The 17,584-nt window shown below is 66.3% G+C and carries 13 protein-coding genes; 4 read left to right on the top strand and 9 right to left on the bottom strand.

Annotated elements, in window-relative coordinates:
* Window positions 1-76: 76 nt before the first annotated feature.
* Window positions 77-2,179: a helicase HerA-like domain-containing protein gene (locus VF992_04780; GenBank protein ID HEX9340468.1), complete on the top strand. Its 2,103-nt coding sequence runs from the start codon at window positions 77-79 to the stop codon at window positions 2,177-2,179.
* A gap of 195 nt (window positions 2,180-2,374) precedes the next feature.
* On the opposite strand, the gene VF992_04785 is transcribed toward VF992_04780, so the two are convergent.
* The 4 genes from VF992_04785 to VF992_04800 form a co-directional block, all read right to left on the bottom strand.
* Window positions 2,375-2,953, bottom strand: coding sequence for a hypothetical protein (locus tag VF992_04785; protein ID HEX9340469.1), 579 nt, complete (start codon window positions 2,951-2,953; stop codon window positions 2,375-2,377).
* Window positions 2,954-3,114: 161 nt separating this feature from the next.
* Window positions 3,115-4,239 carry a DNA topoisomerase IV subunit A gene (locus tag VF992_04790; GenBank protein HEX9340470.1) on the bottom strand — a complete coding sequence of 375 codons (1,125 nt, stop codon included), beginning with the start codon at window positions 4,237-4,239 and terminating at the stop codon, window positions 3,115-3,117.
* A complete protein-coding gene (locus VF992_04795; GenBank protein ID HEX9340471.1) occupies window positions 4,229-6,226 on the bottom strand; it encodes a DNA topoisomerase VI subunit B in 1,998 nt (665 codons plus the stop codon). The genes VF992_04790 and VF992_04795 overlap by 11 nt, the downstream gene beginning before the upstream one ends.
* A gap of 173 nt (window positions 6,227-6,399) precedes the next feature.
* Window positions 6,400-7,395 (bottom strand): zinc ribbon domain-containing protein, encoded by a 996-nt coding sequence (locus tag VF992_04800; protein ID HEX9340472.1) that lies wholly within the window; start codon window positions 7,393-7,395, stop codon window positions 6,400-6,402.
* A gap of 137 nt (window positions 7,396-7,532) precedes the next feature.
* On the opposite strand from VF992_04800, the gene arcC reads away from it, so the two are divergent.
* Together arcC and VF992_04810 are read left to right on the top strand one after the other, a co-directional pair.
* Complete coding sequence (arcC, locus tag VF992_04805) at window positions 7,533-8,477, top strand: carbamate kinase (GenBank protein ID HEX9340473.1); 945 nt, start codon at window positions 7,533-7,535, stop codon at window positions 8,475-8,477.
* Window positions 8,478-8,571: 94 nt separating this feature from the next.
* Window positions 8,572-9,678, top strand: a complete 1,107-nt coding sequence (locus VF992_04810) for a GTP-binding protein (GenBank protein HEX9340474.1) — start codon at window positions 8,572-8,574, stop codon at window positions 9,676-9,678.
* 219 nt (window positions 9,679-9,897) lie between these two features.
* Here VF992_04810 and VF992_04815 read toward each other — a convergent pair whose 3' ends face one another.
* Both VF992_04815 and VF992_04820 read right to left on the bottom strand, forming a co-directional pair.
* A complete protein-coding gene (locus tag VF992_04815) occupies window positions 9,898-10,608 on the bottom strand; it encodes a hypothetical protein (GenBank protein ID HEX9340475.1) in 711 nt (236 codons plus the stop codon).
* A gap of 13 nt (window positions 10,609-10,621) precedes the next feature.
* On the bottom strand, window positions 10,622-12,931 hold the full coding sequence (locus VF992_04820; GenBank protein HEX9340476.1) for a valine--tRNA ligase: 2,310 nt from the start codon (window positions 12,929-12,931) through the stop codon (window positions 10,622-10,624).
* Between the two features lie 127 nt (window positions 12,932-13,058).
* Between VF992_04820 and VF992_04825 the strand changes: the two genes are divergently transcribed.
* Window positions 13,059-13,322: a hypothetical protein gene (locus tag VF992_04825; GenBank protein ID HEX9340477.1), complete on the top strand. Its 264-nt coding sequence runs from the start codon at window positions 13,059-13,061 to the stop codon at window positions 13,320-13,322.
* A 36-nt stretch (window positions 13,323-13,358) separates the two neighbouring features.
* On the opposite strand, the gene VF992_04830 is transcribed toward VF992_04825, so the two are convergent.
* From VF992_04830 to VF992_04840, 3 genes are all read right to left on the bottom strand, one after another.
* Window positions 13,359-16,298 carry an FtsX-like permease family protein gene (locus VF992_04830; protein ID HEX9340478.1) on the bottom strand — a complete coding sequence of 980 codons (2,940 nt, stop codon included), beginning with the start codon at window positions 16,296-16,298 and terminating at the stop codon, window positions 13,359-13,361.
* A 4-nt stretch (window positions 16,299-16,302) separates the two neighbouring features.
* On the bottom strand, window positions 16,303-16,998 hold the full coding sequence (locus VF992_04835) for an ABC transporter ATP-binding protein (GenBank protein HEX9340479.1): 696 nt from the start codon (window positions 16,996-16,998) through the stop codon (window positions 16,303-16,305).
* A gap of 54 nt (window positions 16,999-17,052) precedes the next feature.
* On the bottom strand, window positions 17,053-17,584 hold a 532-nt coding region (locus VF992_04840), incomplete at its 5' end, for a hypothetical protein (GenBank protein HEX9340480.1).

Raw genomic sequence — 17,584 nt, forward strand, 5'->3', positions numbered from 1 at the left:
GACGGCTCCGGGGAAGCCCGCCAAAGGTATATGCCCCCGTCGGGTAACGCTCTGTTGTCCACGCGAGGACGGCCCCATGTCCCTTCAGCTCGGAACCGACCCGGAGTCGAAGACCGCGATCGAGCTGCCGGAGGACGCGCTCCTCCGCCACGTCGTCATCCTGGGTTCGACGGGCGCCGGCAAGACGGTCCTCGCGAAGGCGTTCCTCGAGGAGGCCGTCCGCGCGGGCGTCCCGGTGATCGCCATCGACCCGCAAGGGGACCTCGCGTCCCTCGCGCTCGTCCACACGGACGCGTCCGCGGAGGAACATCCGGTGGACCCGGACGTCGTCGACGAGTACTGGTCCCGGGCCGCCGTGTCGATCCTCACGCCGGGTTCGACGCGCGGCACCCCGGTCGGGTTGAATCCGCTCAAATCACCGCCCGTCGCCGCGGCACCCGAGGATCTCGTCGTCGCGCTCGATGCGCTTGCGGAGAGCCTCGCCGCCGCCATGGGCTACGATCCCTCGGAGGAGACCGGCGGCCGCGCGAAGGACGTGCTCTTCCTGACGCTGCAATCGTCCTTGAAAGGCGGCCGGTGGCCGCGGGACATCGCGGAGCTCGCGAGGGTCCTGGAGGGGGAGGCGCCGCCGGACGCCGCGGCGCTGCAGACGAAGCAGGAGCGCGCCTCGCTCGTGCGCCGCGCGCAGTCGATGACCGTCGGGGCAAAAGGCCTCCTCTTCACCGCGGGCCCCGCGCTCGACGTCGAGTCGATGGCCCGTCGCGCTCCGGACGGCCGCGTGCCCGTGAGCATCGTGTACACCGGCGGCCTGCGCAACCCGCGGGAGCGGGAGCTCGTCGTCGCCACGTTGTGCAAGGACATCATCGCGTGGATGACGGCCAAGCCGCTCGGCGATTTGCGGCTCGTCCTCTACATCGACGAGGTCGCCGGCCTGTGCCCGCCCCATCCGCGGAACCCGCCAGCGAAGAAGTTCCTCTCCCTCCTGTTCCGCCAGGCGCGCAAGTACGGCGTCGGCGTGATCGTCGCGACGCAGAACGTGACGGACCTCGACTACAAGGCGCTCGGCCAGGCAAGCACGTGGGCGCTCGGGAGGCTCATGGCGAAGCAGGACCTCGATCGGGTGCGGCACGTGATCGCGTCCGTCAACGGACCGCCGGAAGGCATCTTGGCCGCCATCCCGTCGTTGCGCGCGGGCGAGTTCATCCTCCTCTCGCCGGACCACCTGCAGTCGGCGCAACGCCTGACGGTGCGCGGCCTGGCGACCCGCCACGAGGTCGTGCCGGAGGAGAAGTTCCGGGAGATTCAGGCGAACGGGACGGCCTCCGCTGCGGATCCGGTGGCGGAGGACCGGATCGCGCGGCGGCGGCGGATGGCCGCCGCGGCCGCCCGGGACGCGAAGGCGTCGGTGCCCGCCAAGGTGGAGGAGGCGATCGGCTTGCGGGTGCTGAAGATCTTCGAGGACGCGCCGGGGCTGTACGGACAGTCGGAGATCGCGGGGCGGGTCGTGGTCGACGAGAAGTTCCTTCCAATCCTCCTGGGGAAGCTCGTCGAGCATCGGCTCCTTATGGCGGACCGGATCGATGGCCGCGAGGTCTACTGGGACCCCACGGTCGGATTCGATCCCCGCCGAGGCGCGCCGGAGCGACTCGCGATGTTCCCGCTCCGCTTCCCGCTCGTCCGCGCGACGAAAGTCGTCCGGGATCACATCCGCCGGTGGTTGCTCGGCCCGCGGGAGCTGATCGCCCGCAAGGCGTTCTACTACCTCCCGCTGTGGCGGGTCGAGGCGGAGGTCCCCCTGGGCCGGAAAGGCAGCCGCGCAATCCGTCAATTCTACGTGAACGCCTCCACGGGAGAGCTCGGCCACGGGGCGTACGGCCGCATCTCGTTCGAGGAGATCCCCGGCAAAGACGCCGTGAAGCTCAAGCCGCTGACGCCGAAGACCCTCCTGGAGCACGTGCTCGCGGCCCGCATCGACGACTCGATCCGGATCGCGCTGGTCGGCCCGTCGCGGGCGCAGGAGATCGTGCGCACGACGCTCGGCGTCAAGCCGTCGGCCGTGGAGCCGGAACTCGTGCTCCTGCCGATTTGGCGGTTCGATGTCGTGTCGAACGGAGACGGCCGCGCGCGGTCGCTGTGGGTCGACGGGAGCCTCGGGTCCGTGTTCCACGAGGCGCCGTGATCGAGATGGCCAACTGGCGCCGACCGAGGACGGCGCTCTCGGTCGGGGCGGCCCTCGCGCGGGAGCAGGTCTCGACAGGGCCCTCGTGCAACCCCCGCCAAGCGGAAGATCGACGCGCCGAGGCGTCCGCCTCTCATCAATCTCCACGGACGTCCGCGACCACGCGGTGACCTGTGGATTCGCACGCGGGGCTGTCTACGATTGGTACTCGGTCACGATCACGGTGTGCGGATAGTTGCCCGGATTGTCCCAGCACAACGTGGAACTCAGTCCACGGTCCCACACCGTGATTGTATGAGTTCCCGCGGCGAGTCCCGTGAAGATGTCCGTCGTCGAAATCGGATAGTAGTCCCCGTTGCTCGTGATCGTCGGTCCAAGGTTGTTCGGAACCGACTCGACACCGTCGACCCGGATATGGAAACTGCAATACCCGCCTCCCGACCCCGTCACGTGCGAGTTCCAGACGACTTCGATGCCGGTCGTGGCCGACGATTTCGTGAAGGTCCCGATCACCTCTAGTTCCGCAGCAGTGCTCGTGGGCGACGCGTCTTGGGCCCCTGTACTGTACGTCAACACCGTGACGGAGACGATTCCCGACGGACCTTGCGGCCCCGTAGGACCCGTGGCGCCGGTCGAACCCGTGGCACCCGTCGCGCCGTTTGCCCCGTCTGCGCCAGGGGGGCCCGCCGGCCCTGCAGGGCCAGCTATCACAAAGTTCACAGCGAGAGCGACGACCGCCAAGGCGAGGGCGATCGCGCTCAATGTCCTGCTCACTCCTCCGGCCGACTGACTGGGCTGCATACGGTCGGACAAGAGAAACCGGACTAAGCATGTTTCGGCCGGCGTCGGCTCGGGGTTCGGAGCGTGAACAGGTCAGGAAGCCAAGGAGGCGGGGATGACACGCGCGATGGACGGCCGGCCGCAAAACCGCCTGCCTATTGCATCAACCCGAGCGGCCCGAGCTTCTCCGGCAGGTACGTGTCCGTGACGTAGTCGAGGCCGTACTTCGCGAGCGCCTGCTGCTCCGCCTTCTTGTTGATCTGCAGCATCGTCTGGATCTCGTTCCTCCAGAACTCGTCGTTGAACCGCGGATCCGAAAGCTCCGCGTTCAGCGCGCCGATGTCGCGCGGCGTGAGGGCGTCTGTCGGAAGATCGTAGTTGAGGATGTCGCTGGCGGTGATTCCGACAAACTCCGCGGTCGGGGTGGCGAGGTATTCAGAGATGTGGGCCGTCTTGATGGCTCCGTAGGCGACGGAGGCATGGATCCGGAACGACCAGGGGTCCCCGTCGACGAAGACCGCGCATGGGAGCTTCATTTCCTCATTCAAGCGTTTCAGCAATCGTCGCGTGCTGCGAGACGGTTGCCCTTTCAGATGCACGAGGACGCACTTCGCGTCATCGTCGAAGCCGTTCTCCACGAGCCGATCGAACATGCCGCCGGTCTCGATCGCCAGGACGAACTTCGCGTCCGCCTCGACGAACTTGACCTTCTCCTTCTCCACGTTGTAGGGAATCGTGTAGCCGGCGTCGCCCACGTCGTCTCGACAGTTGATCCGTTTGCGTTCTCCATTTCGCGTAATCTCCTCGAGGGTCAGGTTCCCGATCACGCTCGCTCCGCTTTCTTCCGGCCGCAGCTTGAAATCCTCCCGCAGCAGCTGCGTGATCACCTCGAGGTCCTCCGCGAGGAGGTTCGACTCCTCCTGCGCATGGAACTTTGCGATGTCCCAGCCCTCGGAGATGTAGTACATTTCCCTCAGGGTCGAGGACTTGCTCTCGCGAATCATGTCGCGAATGAACTCGAGGACGTGCATCGTCCGGAGGAGCATCAGGGCGCCTTTGAGCTTCTTCGCGCTCCGCACGCCCATCAGGCTGCCGTACTTCCACACCGCGTGCTTCGTGTCGAACCGGATGTTCGCCTTCGTACGGAGCGGGATCTTCATCTTCGGGACCTGACCCGTGTCGAGCTCCTCATAGATCTCCTCCGCGATCCCGTAGAGCGCATCGACCGCCTTGTTTGCCTCCGCGGCATTCGGGGACTTCGTCGGCTTCTTACTCATCATCGAGCGCCTCCTCCGTTTCATCGTAGTCGATCTCGCCCTCCTCCGGTGCCTCGGGCGCGGGGGCTTCGGCCTCCTCTTCCTCGAAGTCCGCGTAGTTCATCTCCCAGTCCCCGGGCAAGGGCTCCGCGCCGATCACGAGGCCCGGGTTGATGCCGCTTACGTAGACCTCGGACTCATCGTACTCCGCCTCGTCGAGCCCTTCGAGGACGAACGAGACGGATCCTTTCTGCACGGAGTCGATCCGCTTCAGCTCCCACGTAATCTTCCCGTCATCGCGCACTTCGGCGGGCTTCGGCTCGAACCCTTTCGCCTCTATCCCGCGCGGGAGGAGGAGGTGGAGGTTGAGCTTCTTCCCGGCGGACGTAAAGTTGTGGACGTTGATCGTGACCGTGTGCCGTTTCTGTTTCTTTTCGTACGCGATCTCCTCGTCGATCCAGACGACGCCCATGATCTTGGTGATCGTCGCGTCCAGGGAAGGGACCTTCTTGTCCACGATCTTCGCGGACTTCTCCGCGATTCGGGGCAGGATGAGCTGGACGATTTCGAACTTCTCTTTCGTCTTCGCGCGGTGCGCCTTCTTCGTCAGGTGCGTCTTGAGCCGACGCCCGCATTCCTTCAGCGCGAGGTCGAGCTCCGTCATAATCTCGTCGACCGTCGCGACCGCCTCCTTCGCTTCGGAGGTGTAGGGCACCTTTGTCGAGCAGACGTGGACGAGGACAATCGCGGGGCCGAACGGAAGGCCCGCGCCGCCGCGCTGCTCGAGCCCGTACCGCCGCCAGTCGACGTTGGCGACGGCCTGCGTGAGAGCGCATCCGCCAGCCTGGTAGAGGAGAGGCACGCGGTTCGCGAACCGCAGGACTTCGGCTGATTGGTCGGGCGGTAGGTCGCCACCGTAGACGATGCCGACCTCGACTTGGAACGGATTCCCTGAGTACACTGCCGGGTCGCGAGTCAAGGGCGGCGCATAGAACTCTGGCCGCAGGCTGCCGAGGACGTTCTTGAGGCCGCGCTTGATGAGGCGCTCGCCGATCGGGCTCAGGCAGTCCGTCGGCGGGGACATCAGCTTCGCGGACTGCATCGCCTCGTGCAGCGCCTTCGCCTGCTCGAGCACCAACGATCTCGGCTTCGCGTCCGGGTCGAGGCGCGCGGCCTCGCAGATTTCCTTCGCGACCCGAGACGACACCCGGACGAATTCCTCCTCCAGGAACGCCCCGAGCTTGTACGATTTCGTCTCCTTCATCATCGCCATCAGCGTGCCGAGCTCGATCCCGTGAGGATGGGGCGGGATCTCCTTCGTCTTCGGAGGGAGGTCCTCCGTCGCCCGCTCGAAGACCACCGTCTCACCTTCCGGCGGCTGGTAGGCGATGCGCGCGTGAGGATTCACGATCGCCGTCGCCTTCAGGTACTCCAGAACCGACTGTTTCCCTCCGACGAAGCGGCCTTTGAGCGGGATCTCGATCCGGGTGCCGTGCGAGCGCTCCCAAACGACGAAATCTTCCGAGACGATATGCGGGCGGTTCTTCTTCGTGTCCAGGATGAGTTCGATCTCGTAGGCGACATCCTGTTCCTGGACCTTCGAACGGATCTTCGTCGGCTTGCCGGTCGTGATCTGGCCGTACATGACCGCCCCTGAAATCCCGAGACCTTGCTGGCCTCGCCGTTGGGCGCGACTGAAGAATCGGGATCCGTATAGCAATCGCCCGAACACGTTGGCGACCTCCTTCTTCACGATGCCCGGCCCGTTGTCCTCGACCACGACGAGGAATTCGTCCTTGTCGGTCTTGCGAACCTCGACGAAGATGTCGGGGAGGATGTCCGCATCGGCGGCGGCGTCTAGGCTATTGTCAACGCCCTCTTTCACCGCGGTGAGGAGGGCCTTCGTCGCCGAGTCGTATCCCAGGATTTGCTTGTTCCGCTCGAAGAACTCGGAGACGCTGATCTCGCGCTGCTTCTTCGCGAGTTCCTCTGCGATCGATGTGGATGGCATGCAATCACACGATACAGTTCACGAGAACGCGAGGCGTTCCCATCCCGGAGCCCCGCATGTTTCGGAGTGCCATTTAAGGTTTCCTGAAAGAACGTGCGCGGACGATTCTATGGAGGGAGAGGCTATCAACCTGCCGGCCGGAGGTGAGCGAAAGTGCGCGATGGCGGATGCCTTCAGTCCTCGAAGACCGCGCCGCACTTCGGGCACTTCTCGTCGTCCTCGCCGACGTCGGCGCCGCAGTTCGTGCAGGTGAACGCGGCGGCCTTCGACGCCTTGCCGCCCGCTTCCGTCGGTTTCTCGACGGCCTTGTTCCCGGGTTCCGGCACGGGCTTCTCCTTCGGGATTTCCGTCCCGAGCATCCGCGTCCGGTTGTCCCTCATCCGTCTCGTGTACCACCACATGAAGAGGATGACGAAATAGAAGAGCGCCGGGAAGGTCATCGAGAGACCCGTATAGTACGTGAAGAACCCGTAGAACGCGGTCCCGGACGCGGTGATCGGGCCGAAGTCGGACGACGTGTAGGTCCAGTTCCCGGCGTTGTCCGTCACCGAGAACGCGTACCCGTAGATCGATCCGCCGAGCGGGAGGGTTGCCACGTACCATGTGCCGTCCCGGGTGTTCGTCGAACTGTTCGGCCCCGGGCTGTAGGCCATTGGGAAGGACGGCTGGGACCCCGAAACGCCTTCGATCACGGTGAGATTGAGGGAGACGTTGTACGTGGAGTAGTTGCCGTCCACCGTCGTGATGAGCCTCACGCGGAACGTGAAGTCCCGGCCCGGATCCGCGTGGTATGGCGACACGGTGCCGTTCTCCAGCGCCATCGTCGGGGCCGAGGACGGGACCGACGCGCTGCTCAACTCGACCGGGTCGCTCTGCGCGAGGAGCGCCTGCGTCTGCATGGCTCCGGCGAGCAACGTCGCGATGACGAAGATGGGCAGCGCGTTCAGCGCGAAATGCCGCATCCGCCGCTCGCCGAAATAGTACGGGATGAGGAAGACGCTGAACGGCATGAGGAACAGGATCAGGCACGCGAGCGCGCTCGCCGTGAGTACGTAGAGCTGCGCGACGAGTGCGATCAGGATCGCCACATAGACGACCCGGAACCAGCGCGTCCCGCGGAACTTGCGGAACTTCGTCCAGAGGTACGCCAGGGCCTCCTGAGAGGTCACGGAACCGCGCGATGCGGGCGACTCGATAAATAGTTATGCCGCAGCGCCTGGAGACACGCTCCTCCATTCGAATTTCGTGGCCGAACGTTCTTATAGACTCCGAAAAATAGTGCGGGCCTTCCGCCCGGAGGCGGACGATGAAACAAGTCGTCGTGGCAATTGGCGGGAACGCGCTCCTGCCCGTCGGCGAAGCGGGGGACGCGGCGAGCCAGCGCCGGCGCATCGAGACGACGTCCGCGCGGCTCGCGGAGCTCGTCCAAGCGGGGTACGACCTCGTCGTGACGCACGGGAACGGGCCCCAGGTCGGCAACATCCTCGTGCAGAACGAGGAGAGCCGCCATCTCGTGCCGGCGATGCCCCTCGACGTCTGCGGCGCGGAGAGCCAGGCGCAGATCGGGTACCTGCTCGCTCAGGCGCTGCGGAACGAGTTCGCGGACCGAGGCATCGACCGCGACGTCGCGTGCGTCGTCACGCAGGTGCTCGTGGACGCGGACGACCCCGCGTTCGCGAATCCAACGAAGCCGATCGGGCCGTACTACGCCCGCGAGGACGAGATCATCGTGAAGCGCGCGAAGGGCTGGAAGATGGCGTCCGACCCGCGGGGCGGGTGGCGGCGGGTCGTGCCGTCGCCGCATCCGAAGGACGTCGTCGAGAGGGACGTCATCATGCGGCTCGTCGGGAACGGCGACGGACGCGTCGTGATCGCTGCAGGCGGCGGCGGGATCCCCGTCGTCCGGAGGGGCTCTCGCCTCGTGGGCGTCGAGGCGGTGATCGACAAGGACCTCGCGGCCGCGGTCCTTGCGCGCGCGATCGGATGGAAGCACCTCGCGATCGCGACGGACGTCCCCCAGGTCGCCCTCGATTTCGGCAAGCCGACGCAGCGGTTCCTCGAGCGCCTGACGATTGCGGAGGCGAAGAAGCACCTCGCCGCGGGCCAGTTCCCTCCCGGGAGCATGGGCCCGAAGGTCGAGGCGGCGATCGAGTTCCTGCAGGGAGGCGGGGAGCGGGTCGTCATCACGGATCTCGAGCACCTCGGGCCCGCGGTCGACGGGAAAGCCGGCACCCGCGTCGTGCCGAAGTAGCTCGCCGCGAAGGGGTCGCGGCCGGAAGGAATCCGGACCCGTGGTAACGGGAGACGAATCTTTTTGCGCCGGCCTTGATTGACACCGCATCGGCATGGCGACGCTCGAGGAGCAGATCCTGTCCATCGAAGACGAGATCCAGCGGACGCCGTACAACAAGGCGACGCAGCATCACATCGGCAAGCTGAAGGCGAAGCTCGCCCGCCTCAAGGACGAACAGGAAACCCGCCGGCTCAAGTCCGGCGGGGGCGGCCCGAGTTACGCGGTCAAGAAGAGCGGCAATGCGACGATTGGGCTCGTCGGCTTCCCGTCCGTCGGCAAGTCGACCTTGCTCAACCAGATCACGGACGCGACGAGCGCCGTCGCGGCGTACGACTTCACGACCCTCGATGTGATCCCGGGATTGCTGGAACACCGCGGCGCGAAGATCCAGGTCCTCGACATGCCCGGGTTGATCCGCGGCGCCTCGAAGGGCCGCGGCCGCGGGAAGGAGGTCCTGTCCGTCGCGCGCGCGTGCGATCTGATCGTGCTGATGATCGACGTCTTCGAGACCCATGTCGACGTCCTCGCGGAGGAGCTCCGGCTCGCGGGGATCCGGCTCAACGAACGTCCGGCGGACGTCACGCTCACGAGGGGCCGCCGCGGGGGCCTCACGATCAACGCGACGCTCCGGCTCACGCATCTCGACGAAGAGTTGGTCGCGGACATCTGCCGGGAGTGGGGCTACCTGAACGGCACGGTCGTCATCCGCCAGGACGTCACGGAGGACCAGCTGATCGACGTGCTGGCGGGGAACCGCGTGTTCGTGACGGCGTTCGTCGTCGTGAACAAGATCGACCTCGTGTCCTCGGATTACGTGAAGCAGCTCCAGTCGAAGCTGCCGGACTGGAGGCTCGTCCCGATCTCCGCGGAGAAAGGGGTCGGGCTCACCCGCCTCAAAGACGAGATCTACGAGACCCTCCGGTTCATGCGGATCTTCCTGAAGCCGCAAGGCAAGGAGGCGGACCTCGCGGACCCGCTGATCGTCAAGGCCGGCTCCGACGTCGGCATGGTGTGCGACGCAATCCACCGCGACTGGCGACGCCGCTTCCGGTACGCGAACGTGTGGGGACCGTCCGCGCAGTTCCCTGGCCAGAAGGTTGGCCTGGAGCACCCCCTCCAGGATTCCGACGTCCTCACGGTTGTCCTGCGGAAAGGGTGAGCGGACGCGGGCGTTCGTCACGGGCGGCCTTGGACCTCGCAGCGGTCGACATCGTCATCGATGCTTCGAAGGCGCGCACGGAACTCGGATGGAGTCCACGACCCTTCGCGGACCGCCTTCTGCAGACGATGGAATGGTACGTGGCTACGTACGGAGATCGGCGGGCCCCGCTCCCGACGAAGCCTCGTGGTGCTTCCGTGTGAGAGATTGTCACCCGCGTCAACGAATCAATCGGATGATCGCGCCTGCGCCGGCCGTCACCGTGGCGATCGGTTGAAGGAGAATCCACCCAAGATCGCCGCCTCCGTAGAAGAATAGGACGGGCATAGAAAACACGAAGCTCAATCCGCTTCCGACGAGGGCGAAGTAGAGCGTCCCCGCGGCAAGGAGGCGACCCTCCGGCCTCGGCCGGAGGAGGGCGACTCCGAAGAGGAGAACCAGCGCGAAGCAAAATGCCGTGAAGAATGCGAAAATGCTGACGAATAATGCCAGACGCGATCCGACGAGGCCGATCGCAGCTCCCGCGCAGATGAGGAGGGCACCGAAGCGATTGCGGTCGATGAGTTTCGTCCCGGCAAGTTCCGCTTCCGTCAGACGGCCAATCCCGGACCCGATGAGTGAGACTGTCATACCGACTACTCCCGCGGTGCCCAAGAGGACGGCGAGGTCTCCGATAAGGAACGGGCTGCCGAGAAGCCATATGATCCAGAGACTCGACATCCCTCCCAAGAACGCGAAACAGAGGCTCGCCGTGGCGAGGGATTGGCTTCGATGCCACCCTCCGACCGTCAGCAGCCCGAACAGCAAGACGAGAGCGAAGCACACGGCGGCTAAGAGCGCAGGCGCAAACAGGTAGAACGGAACGGACCCCGCGAGCCCAAGAAGGGCGCCGAGACAGGTCAAGCCTCCGGGAATTCGGGCGGGATTCACGTGAATCCTCAGATCACGCGAGTCGATGCATTCGACGCAGGTCCCCTTCAAAAGCCTTCAGTTCGTACGGGACGACGACCCCGGAGAGTTCCGTATTGAGCGGCAGGCCCTGGTCCCGCTTCTTTCTCCATACCTCGGCGTTGAAAGACACAATCCCATCCGTGAAGTCCGCGCGCGACGCCGGGATGCCGTCCCGAGGCATGGGGAAGCGCTCCGCGTGGATGCCGCCTCCGTACACGGCGCGCCAGATCTTGTCCGTGGAGAACGGCACGATCGGGGCGAGGAGCCGCAGCAGATCCCGGAGGCAGGCGTGGAGCGTCCACCGCGCCCCCGTGTCGCCCTCGTAGGCGCGGGCCTTCACCATCTCGACGTAGTGCGGCGCGAACAGATTCCAGACGAAGTCCCGACATCGGTTCGACGGGAGGAAAAGGTTCAGGTCTTCGTACGCGCCGCGGCAGGTCTCGACGAGGCGGTTCATCTCGGCGAGGATCCACTCGTCCGTGGGCTGGAGTTTCCCCGCCTCCGGCTCATCGAAGGAGGAGATGAACCGTGCGACGTTCCAGAGTTTCGTGACGAACTTCGCGGCGCCGCCGATCTTCGCCTCGCTGACGTTGAAGTCCTCCCCCGGATTCGTCTCGCCCGCGACGAAGGCCCGGATCGCGTCCGCGCCGTACTTCCGGATCAGGGGCCACGGGTCGATGACGTTGCCGAGGGTGCGGTGCATCGCGCGACCGCGGGCGTCGAGGCCGAGGCCGTGGATGAACACCCGATGGAACGGCTTCGAGCGGCGGACGACCCATGATTTGAGCGTCGTATAGTACAGCCACGTCCGGACGATCTCGCGGCCTTGCGGCCGCAAGGAGACGGGAAACGTCGCTGCGAAGAAGGCCTCGTCTTTGCCGTATCGGGTGAGGAAGAGGTTCGAAACGCTGGAGTCCATCCACGTGTCGAAGACGCGGTCCTCCCCGATGAACTCCTTCCCACCGCACTTCGGGCACTCGTCGAACGGAGCAGGGTCCTTCCACGGACGGTAGTACTTTCCCGGCGGCGGCGCGAGCGTCTCGCCGCACGCCTTGCAGTACCACAACGGGATCTCCGTGTGGTAGTACCGCCGTCGGGAGATCGGCCAGTCGATCGTCAGGCTGTCCATCCAATCCAAGAGGAGCTGCCGATGGCGCGTCGGCCGGAACTCCATCTCGTGCGCGAGGCGCCTCAGGTCGTCGCGGAACTCGAGCTGCTTCATGTACCACGCGTCCGAGGAGATGAACTCGATCGGGTTCAGGGAGCGCGAGCATGTCGGCGTCATGTGCTGGATCGGTTCGACCTTCTCCAGCGAGTCCGCGGCGCGGAGTTCCTCGATCGCCTTCTTGCGCGCGGCCTCGACCTTCAGGCCCTTCAGCGAGCCGGCGGCCGGCGTCATGCGGCCGGACTCGTCGATCGCCTTGACCGGCTCGAGGCGCAGCTCGCGGAACAGCGCGAGGTCGACCATGTCGCCGTACGAGCAGATCATCGCGGCGCCGCTGCCGAACTCCGGCTTGGCCATCGCGTGCGGGACGATCGGCACCTCGTGGCCGTAGAGCGGCACACGAGCCCGTTTCCCATGGAGGCCCGCGAAACGCGCGTCGTCAGGATGGACGATGATCGCCCGGCATGCGGCGAGCAGCTCCGGCCGCGTCGTGGCGATTTGGATCTCCCCGCCCGACGTCAGCGGGAACCGCATCGTCACGAGGCTCGACGGCCGCTCCTCGTACTCGATGTCCGCTTCGGCGAGGGGCGTCTCGCACACGGGGCACCAGAAGGTCGGCCGCTCGCCGCGGTAGAAGAGCCCTTTCGGCCAGAGCTCGAGGAAGATCGACTGGCTGTACGCGCGGTACTCGTCGGAGTCCGTGTAGTACGTGTGCGCGAAGTCCGCGGACATCCCGACGCGCGTCGCGAGCTCGAGCAATCCGTTTCCGATCTCCTCGATTTCCTTGCGGCACTCCGCGATGAACGCCTCGCGGTCCCATTTGTGGAGCGGCTTGCCGGTCTTCTTCTCGACCGTGCGCTCGATGTTGATCCCGTTCCGGTCGAGGCCGAACGGGAACAGGACGGCGCGTCCGAACATGCGCTGCGCGCGGGCGATCATGTCGATCAGGGAATACGCCATCACGGCGCCGACGTGCCAGGAGCCGCTCGGATACGGCGGCGGCGTGTCGATCACGTAGATCGGCTGGCCGGGCTGGGGGTCGAAGCGATACGAGTCCGGCTCCCGTCTCCAGAGGTCGAGGACTTCTTCCTCGATGGAAGGCTCCCACGCTTTCTCCGGGAGTTTCGCGTCGGCCATGCGCGTCTCGGCGGACAGCCCCGGAGGCCATAAAAGGATTGTTTCGGGGGCGACGCGAGTTGTTTCGCACACCCCACCGGAAGCCTGAGGACCTCCGTCGATATACCTCTACTTAGAGGTATAAACGATGGAAATCGGATGCGGCGCGCGGGTCCGCGACTTCGACGGGCGGCGGTACTTCTACTTCTGGCACTACGAGCGGACGAACGGTCGGTCGGCGCGCCACGAGGACTACGTCGGCCGCGTCGGATCGGATCGGGCGAAGCAGGAGCTGCTCCGCCGGATCGCGGCCTACCATCGGCGGGTCGAGCAAGAATTCGCGCGGCGCCGGGCCAAGATCGAGCAGGCCATCGCATCCGCGACCGCGGACGGGCGGCATACCGACACTTAGAGGTATATTCCCGCGGCGGCCTTCCCGAATCGCGGGTCACTCGATGTACCGCAGCGCCTCGGCGGGCGGGATGCGGGACGCGCGGATGGCCGGCTGCGCGGTGCACGCGACCGCCGCGACGGCCGTTCCCCCGATGATCACGAGCAGGTGCAGCCACGGGACGCTGAAGACGATGATGTCCGCGAAGTACACGACGTAGATCTTGTACGCGAAGACGATCCCCAGTGCCACACCGATCCCGACGCCCAGCACGGCGATGAGCGCGATCTCGACGAGGAACATGGACAGCACCATCCGTTGCGTGAAGCCGATCGCCCGCAGGGCGCCGATCTGCGTGCGCCGCTCGACGACCGCGCGGAGCGTGATGACGGCCAGGCCGGCGATCCCGACGAGCAGCCCCATCGCCAGGTACGCCTCCATGAGCGTGAGGACCTGCTGCGACGCGTCGAACGCCTGGCCGATCGCCTCGCGGATGTCGATCGTCTGGAGCCCGTATCCGAAAAATGTCCGTTCGAGGTCCGCGCGGAAGCCGGCGACGTCGGCCCCGGCCGCCATCTGGAAGAAGTACGCCGTGTACCGTTCCTCGACGGGGAACACGGCCCGGACGACGCCCTGGTCCACGAAGACGCCGGAGGTGAACTGCAGCGCCTGCTCGAGCACGCCGACGATCGTCAGGTTGACGCCGCGTCCCGCTGCGTCGAAGGCGCGGATGCGGTCCCCCGGGACGACGCGGAGGCGTCCCTCGTCCGGGGCGAACTGATTTGGCCCGGCCGCGCTCCGGTCGACGATCGCGAGGCTGCGGTTGTTCCGGAGGGAGAGCCAGACGTCCTGCCGGGTCGCCAGCGGCACGATCCGTCCGTCCGTCTCGTTGACGTACGACGGCAGGAAGCTGTAGAATCCGTACTGGTTGCTCTGGACGAGGAAGTTGTCGACGCCCCATAGAGTGTAATCGTACGAGCCGTTCCCGCCGATCGCCTGCACGCGCGCGGGCAGGACGCTCGCGCTCGCGGTGCCGTTCCAACCGCCGGCGAAGAGCGCCTCACTGAAGTTCGCCTCGAGCCGTTGCCGGAAGTCCGGGATCTCGCCGTACGATGTCGTGTACGCGATCACGTCGTATCCGCCGGACTGCTGCTGCACGAACGTGTCGAGGCTCGACTCCTGCAGCCCCTGGATCATCGAGATGAGCGTGACCATGAAGAGGATGAGCGAGAACATCGCGACCGTCATCCCGGTCCGGAAGCGCTTCTCCATCGGATACGAGATTGCCGTCCGGAGGACGGGCCGTCCCGTGCTCCGGTTCGCCCGCCAGAGCAACGCCCGCAGGAGCTCGCTCACGTTGAACACGGCGATCAGGATCCCCGACCCGACGAGGATGAGGCCCGTCATCACGAAGGCGATCGAGACGCTGTCCGTCGCTTCGTTGAGGAGGCCGACGGGCATCAGGATCCACACGAGGTTGAAGACGGATGCCAGGGTGAGGGCGGGACGTGCCCATCCCCGCGACGATGCGGCGACCCCCAAGCCGATGGCGAGGACCGGTGGGCCGGGGATCTTGCCCATGCCCGTGTTCGCCGCGAAGCCCCAGGCCGTCAGGAGGGCGCCGCCGACCGCCACGAGCGCGCCGACGATCGCGACCTCGCGCGACCGCTCCCGCGTCCCGGGTTCCGGCAAGTCGCGGATCGCCCGGACGATGTTCAGCCGGCTCACGCGCCACGACGCGAGGAGAATCGTCGCCCACGTCAAGGTGGCGCCCGCGACGAACGCCGTGACGACCGACGCGGGATCGAAGTGGAACGTCACGACGACGTCGCCGTGGGGCACGACCTTGTCGAAGAAGTACACCATCACGTAGCCGAGGCCCAGGCCCGCCAGGGCGCCGAGCGCCGCCGCGACGACGGCGTAGAAGGTCCCCTCGAGGGCGAACGCGGCCAAGAGGTCCCGCCGCAGGAAGCCGACCGCCCGCGTGATGCCGAGCTCCGGCTTCCGCTCCTCCGCAAGCATGACGAAGATGTTCACGATCAGCAGGACGCCCGCCAGGATGCCGAACGCGCCCATGACGAGGAACAGCTCCGTCGCGTCGCGGCCGACGCGCACCGCCTGGGCGACGTCGACCGCCTTCACCTCGCGTACGTTGAGGAAGAACAGCTGGAGTTCCGCGATGCTCAGGCGGAGGTCGTGCGTCACCCGGGCCGAGAGCGCTGCGCCGTCCGCGACGCCGCCGACGTTCGACACGCGGATGAGGTTGACCATTCCGGTCTCGTTGAACGCCGCTTGGGCCTGCCGGAGGTCCATGAACAGAATCGGGTCCCGCTCGTACGTCGCCTTGCCCTCGTCTCGCAGGATGTCCGCAACGATCACGTGGACGAGAGTCTGGTTCGTGGTGCCGTAGAAGAGCGTAAGGTCCTGCCCGGCCGTCGCGTTCAGGTCCGCCGCGGCGCGGCTGTTCGCGTAGACTTCCCCGGTCGCGAGATCGTCGACGTCGACGGACCGCCCGCCCGTCGTCGTGAGCCGCCCGAACGCGGCCTCGTGCGTCGCGTTCAGGCCCATGACGGTGATCTGCTGGTTGCCCTTGTTGCCCGCCACGTTCCGCACGGGCATCGTCTTGAGGAGCGCCGGCGCGAGTCCGTCGATCGGCGTGGACCGGACCGCGAGTTTGGTCGCGATCTGCGTGTAGTTCGCCTCGGGGAACGAGAACAGCTGTCCGTTGAATTCGTTCGAGACGAGTTCGTCCACCGCGCCCAACCGGACGTAGACGTCCTCGAGGAAGATGTAGCTCAGCGTGTCCCCGACGACGAGGCTCGAGGAGATGATCGCGGTCCCGACGAGCAAGCCGGCGACGACGATCGTCACGCGCGACTTGCGCCGTCCGATGTTCCGCACCGCGAGCCGCGCGAGCAGCGGCCGCAGACCGATGACGACGCCGAGGAGGACGAGGCCCGAGAGGATCGCGAGGACGGACGCGTCCGGGAGGGCCACGGCCTCACGCCCCCCGCGCCTCGTCGACAACCTGCCCGTTCCGCATGCGGAGGATGCGGTGGGCGCGCGAGCTCACGGTCGAGTCGTGCGTCACGACGACGAGCGTCTGCCCTTGCCCGCGGTTCAGCCGTACGAGGAGGTCCATGATCTGCGCGGACGTCTCCGAGTCGAGATTCCCCGTCGGTTCGTCCGCCCAGACGATCGCGGGGTCGTTCACGAGCGCGCGGGCGATCGCGACGCGCTGCTGCTGTCCCGCGCTGAGCTGCGCGGGCTTGTGGTCCGCCCAGCCGTCCAGCTCGACATCCTCGAGGATCGCGAGCGCCTTCCGCCGGGCTTCACGCGCGGGGGCCCTCGCCACGAGGAGCGGCAGCTCGACGTTCTCCACGGACGTCAGGACCGGGAGGAGGTTGTATGACTGGAACACGAAGCCCATCCGGCGGGATCGGTAGCGGCTCTTCGCGTCGTCGTTCATCGCCGCGAGCGACACGCCTTCGATGCGCACGTCGCCCGACGTCACGTCGTCGAGGCCCGAGAAGCAGTTCAGGAGGGTCGTCTTGCCGCAGCCCGACGGCCCCATGATTGCGACCATCTCACCGCGTGCGATCGCGAGGTTCACGCCGCGCAAGGCGTGGACGTTCACGGCACCGGAGTTGTAGATCTTGTGAACATCGACCGCGCGGATGATCGCGTCGTCCGCCATGCGCGCGCTTTCGATGAAAGGCGGCGTATTTAGCGTTTCGTTACGACGCGGTCCCTACTCCGGCCGCGCGGCGAAGAAGTTCAGCCGCCACGTGTCCACGATGCCGGCCTCCGTCGTGAGGGGCCTGAGCCGCTCCGCGAGGTCCGCGTCGAAGGCCGTCCGGTCCGCCGGCGACATCTCATGCAACTCGCGTTCGTACCAGCCGTACGACGCTCCAAAGGCGACGAGGTCGTCGACGCGGCCGAATCGCACGGGGAAGTCCTTCGACGTCGCCTCCCGGTGCTCGAAGCCCGCAGTGGCGAGGGCCTTGAGGACCGCGTTCGGATCGCCGAGCGCCTTCGCCTCCGGATCCGTCCGGACGAGGCGCACCGCTTCCCTCACCGAGGCGAGGTCCTTCGACGGGGCCCGCGTGCCGTGCGTATCGAGGAGTTCCCGCAGCGCCGCGAAGGACGGATTCGGATCTGTCGGCCACTCGCTGAAGACGAACCGGCCGGTCGGCTTGAGGACCCGATGGACCTCCTGGAAGACGCGGTCGTACCCGAGGGCCGGGATCCCGAGGTTGCTCGCGGCTCCGTCGAACAGCTTG

The organism is Thermoplasmata archaeon (assembly GCA_036395115.1).
Taxonomy (GTDB): Archaea; Thermoplasmatota; Thermoplasmata; order RBG-16-68-12; family RBG-16-68-12; genus RBG-16-68-12.

Coding starts and splice junctions, on each gene's coding strand:
- VF992_04780 (HEX9340468.1), top strand. CDS start 77: ATGTCCCTTCAGCTCGGAACCGACCCGGAGTCGAAGACCGCGATCGAG.
- VF992_04790 (HEX9340470.1), bottom strand. CDS start 4,239: ATGATGAGTAAGAAGCCGACGAAGTCCCCGAATGCCGCGGAGGCAAAC.
- VF992_04795 (HEX9340471.1), bottom strand. CDS start 6,226: ATGCCATCCACATCGATCGCAGAGGAACTCGCGAAGAAGCAGCGCGAG.
- arcC (HEX9340473.1), top strand. CDS start 7,533: ATGAAACAAGTCGTCGTGGCAATTGGCGGGAACGCGCTCCTGCCCGTC.
- VF992_04810 (HEX9340474.1), top strand. CDS start 8,572: ATGGCGACGCTCGAGGAGCAGATCCTGTCCATCGAAGACGAGATCCAG.
- VF992_04820 (HEX9340476.1), bottom strand. CDS start 12,931: ATGGCCGACGCGAAACTCCCGGAGAAAGCGTGGGAGCCTTCCATCGAG.
- VF992_04825 (HEX9340477.1), top strand. CDS start 13,059: ATGGAAATCGGATGCGGCGCGCGGGTCCGCGACTTCGACGGGCGGCGG.
- VF992_04835 (HEX9340479.1), bottom strand. CDS start 16,998: ATGGCGGACGACGCGATCATCCGCGCGGTCGATGTTCACAAGATCTAC.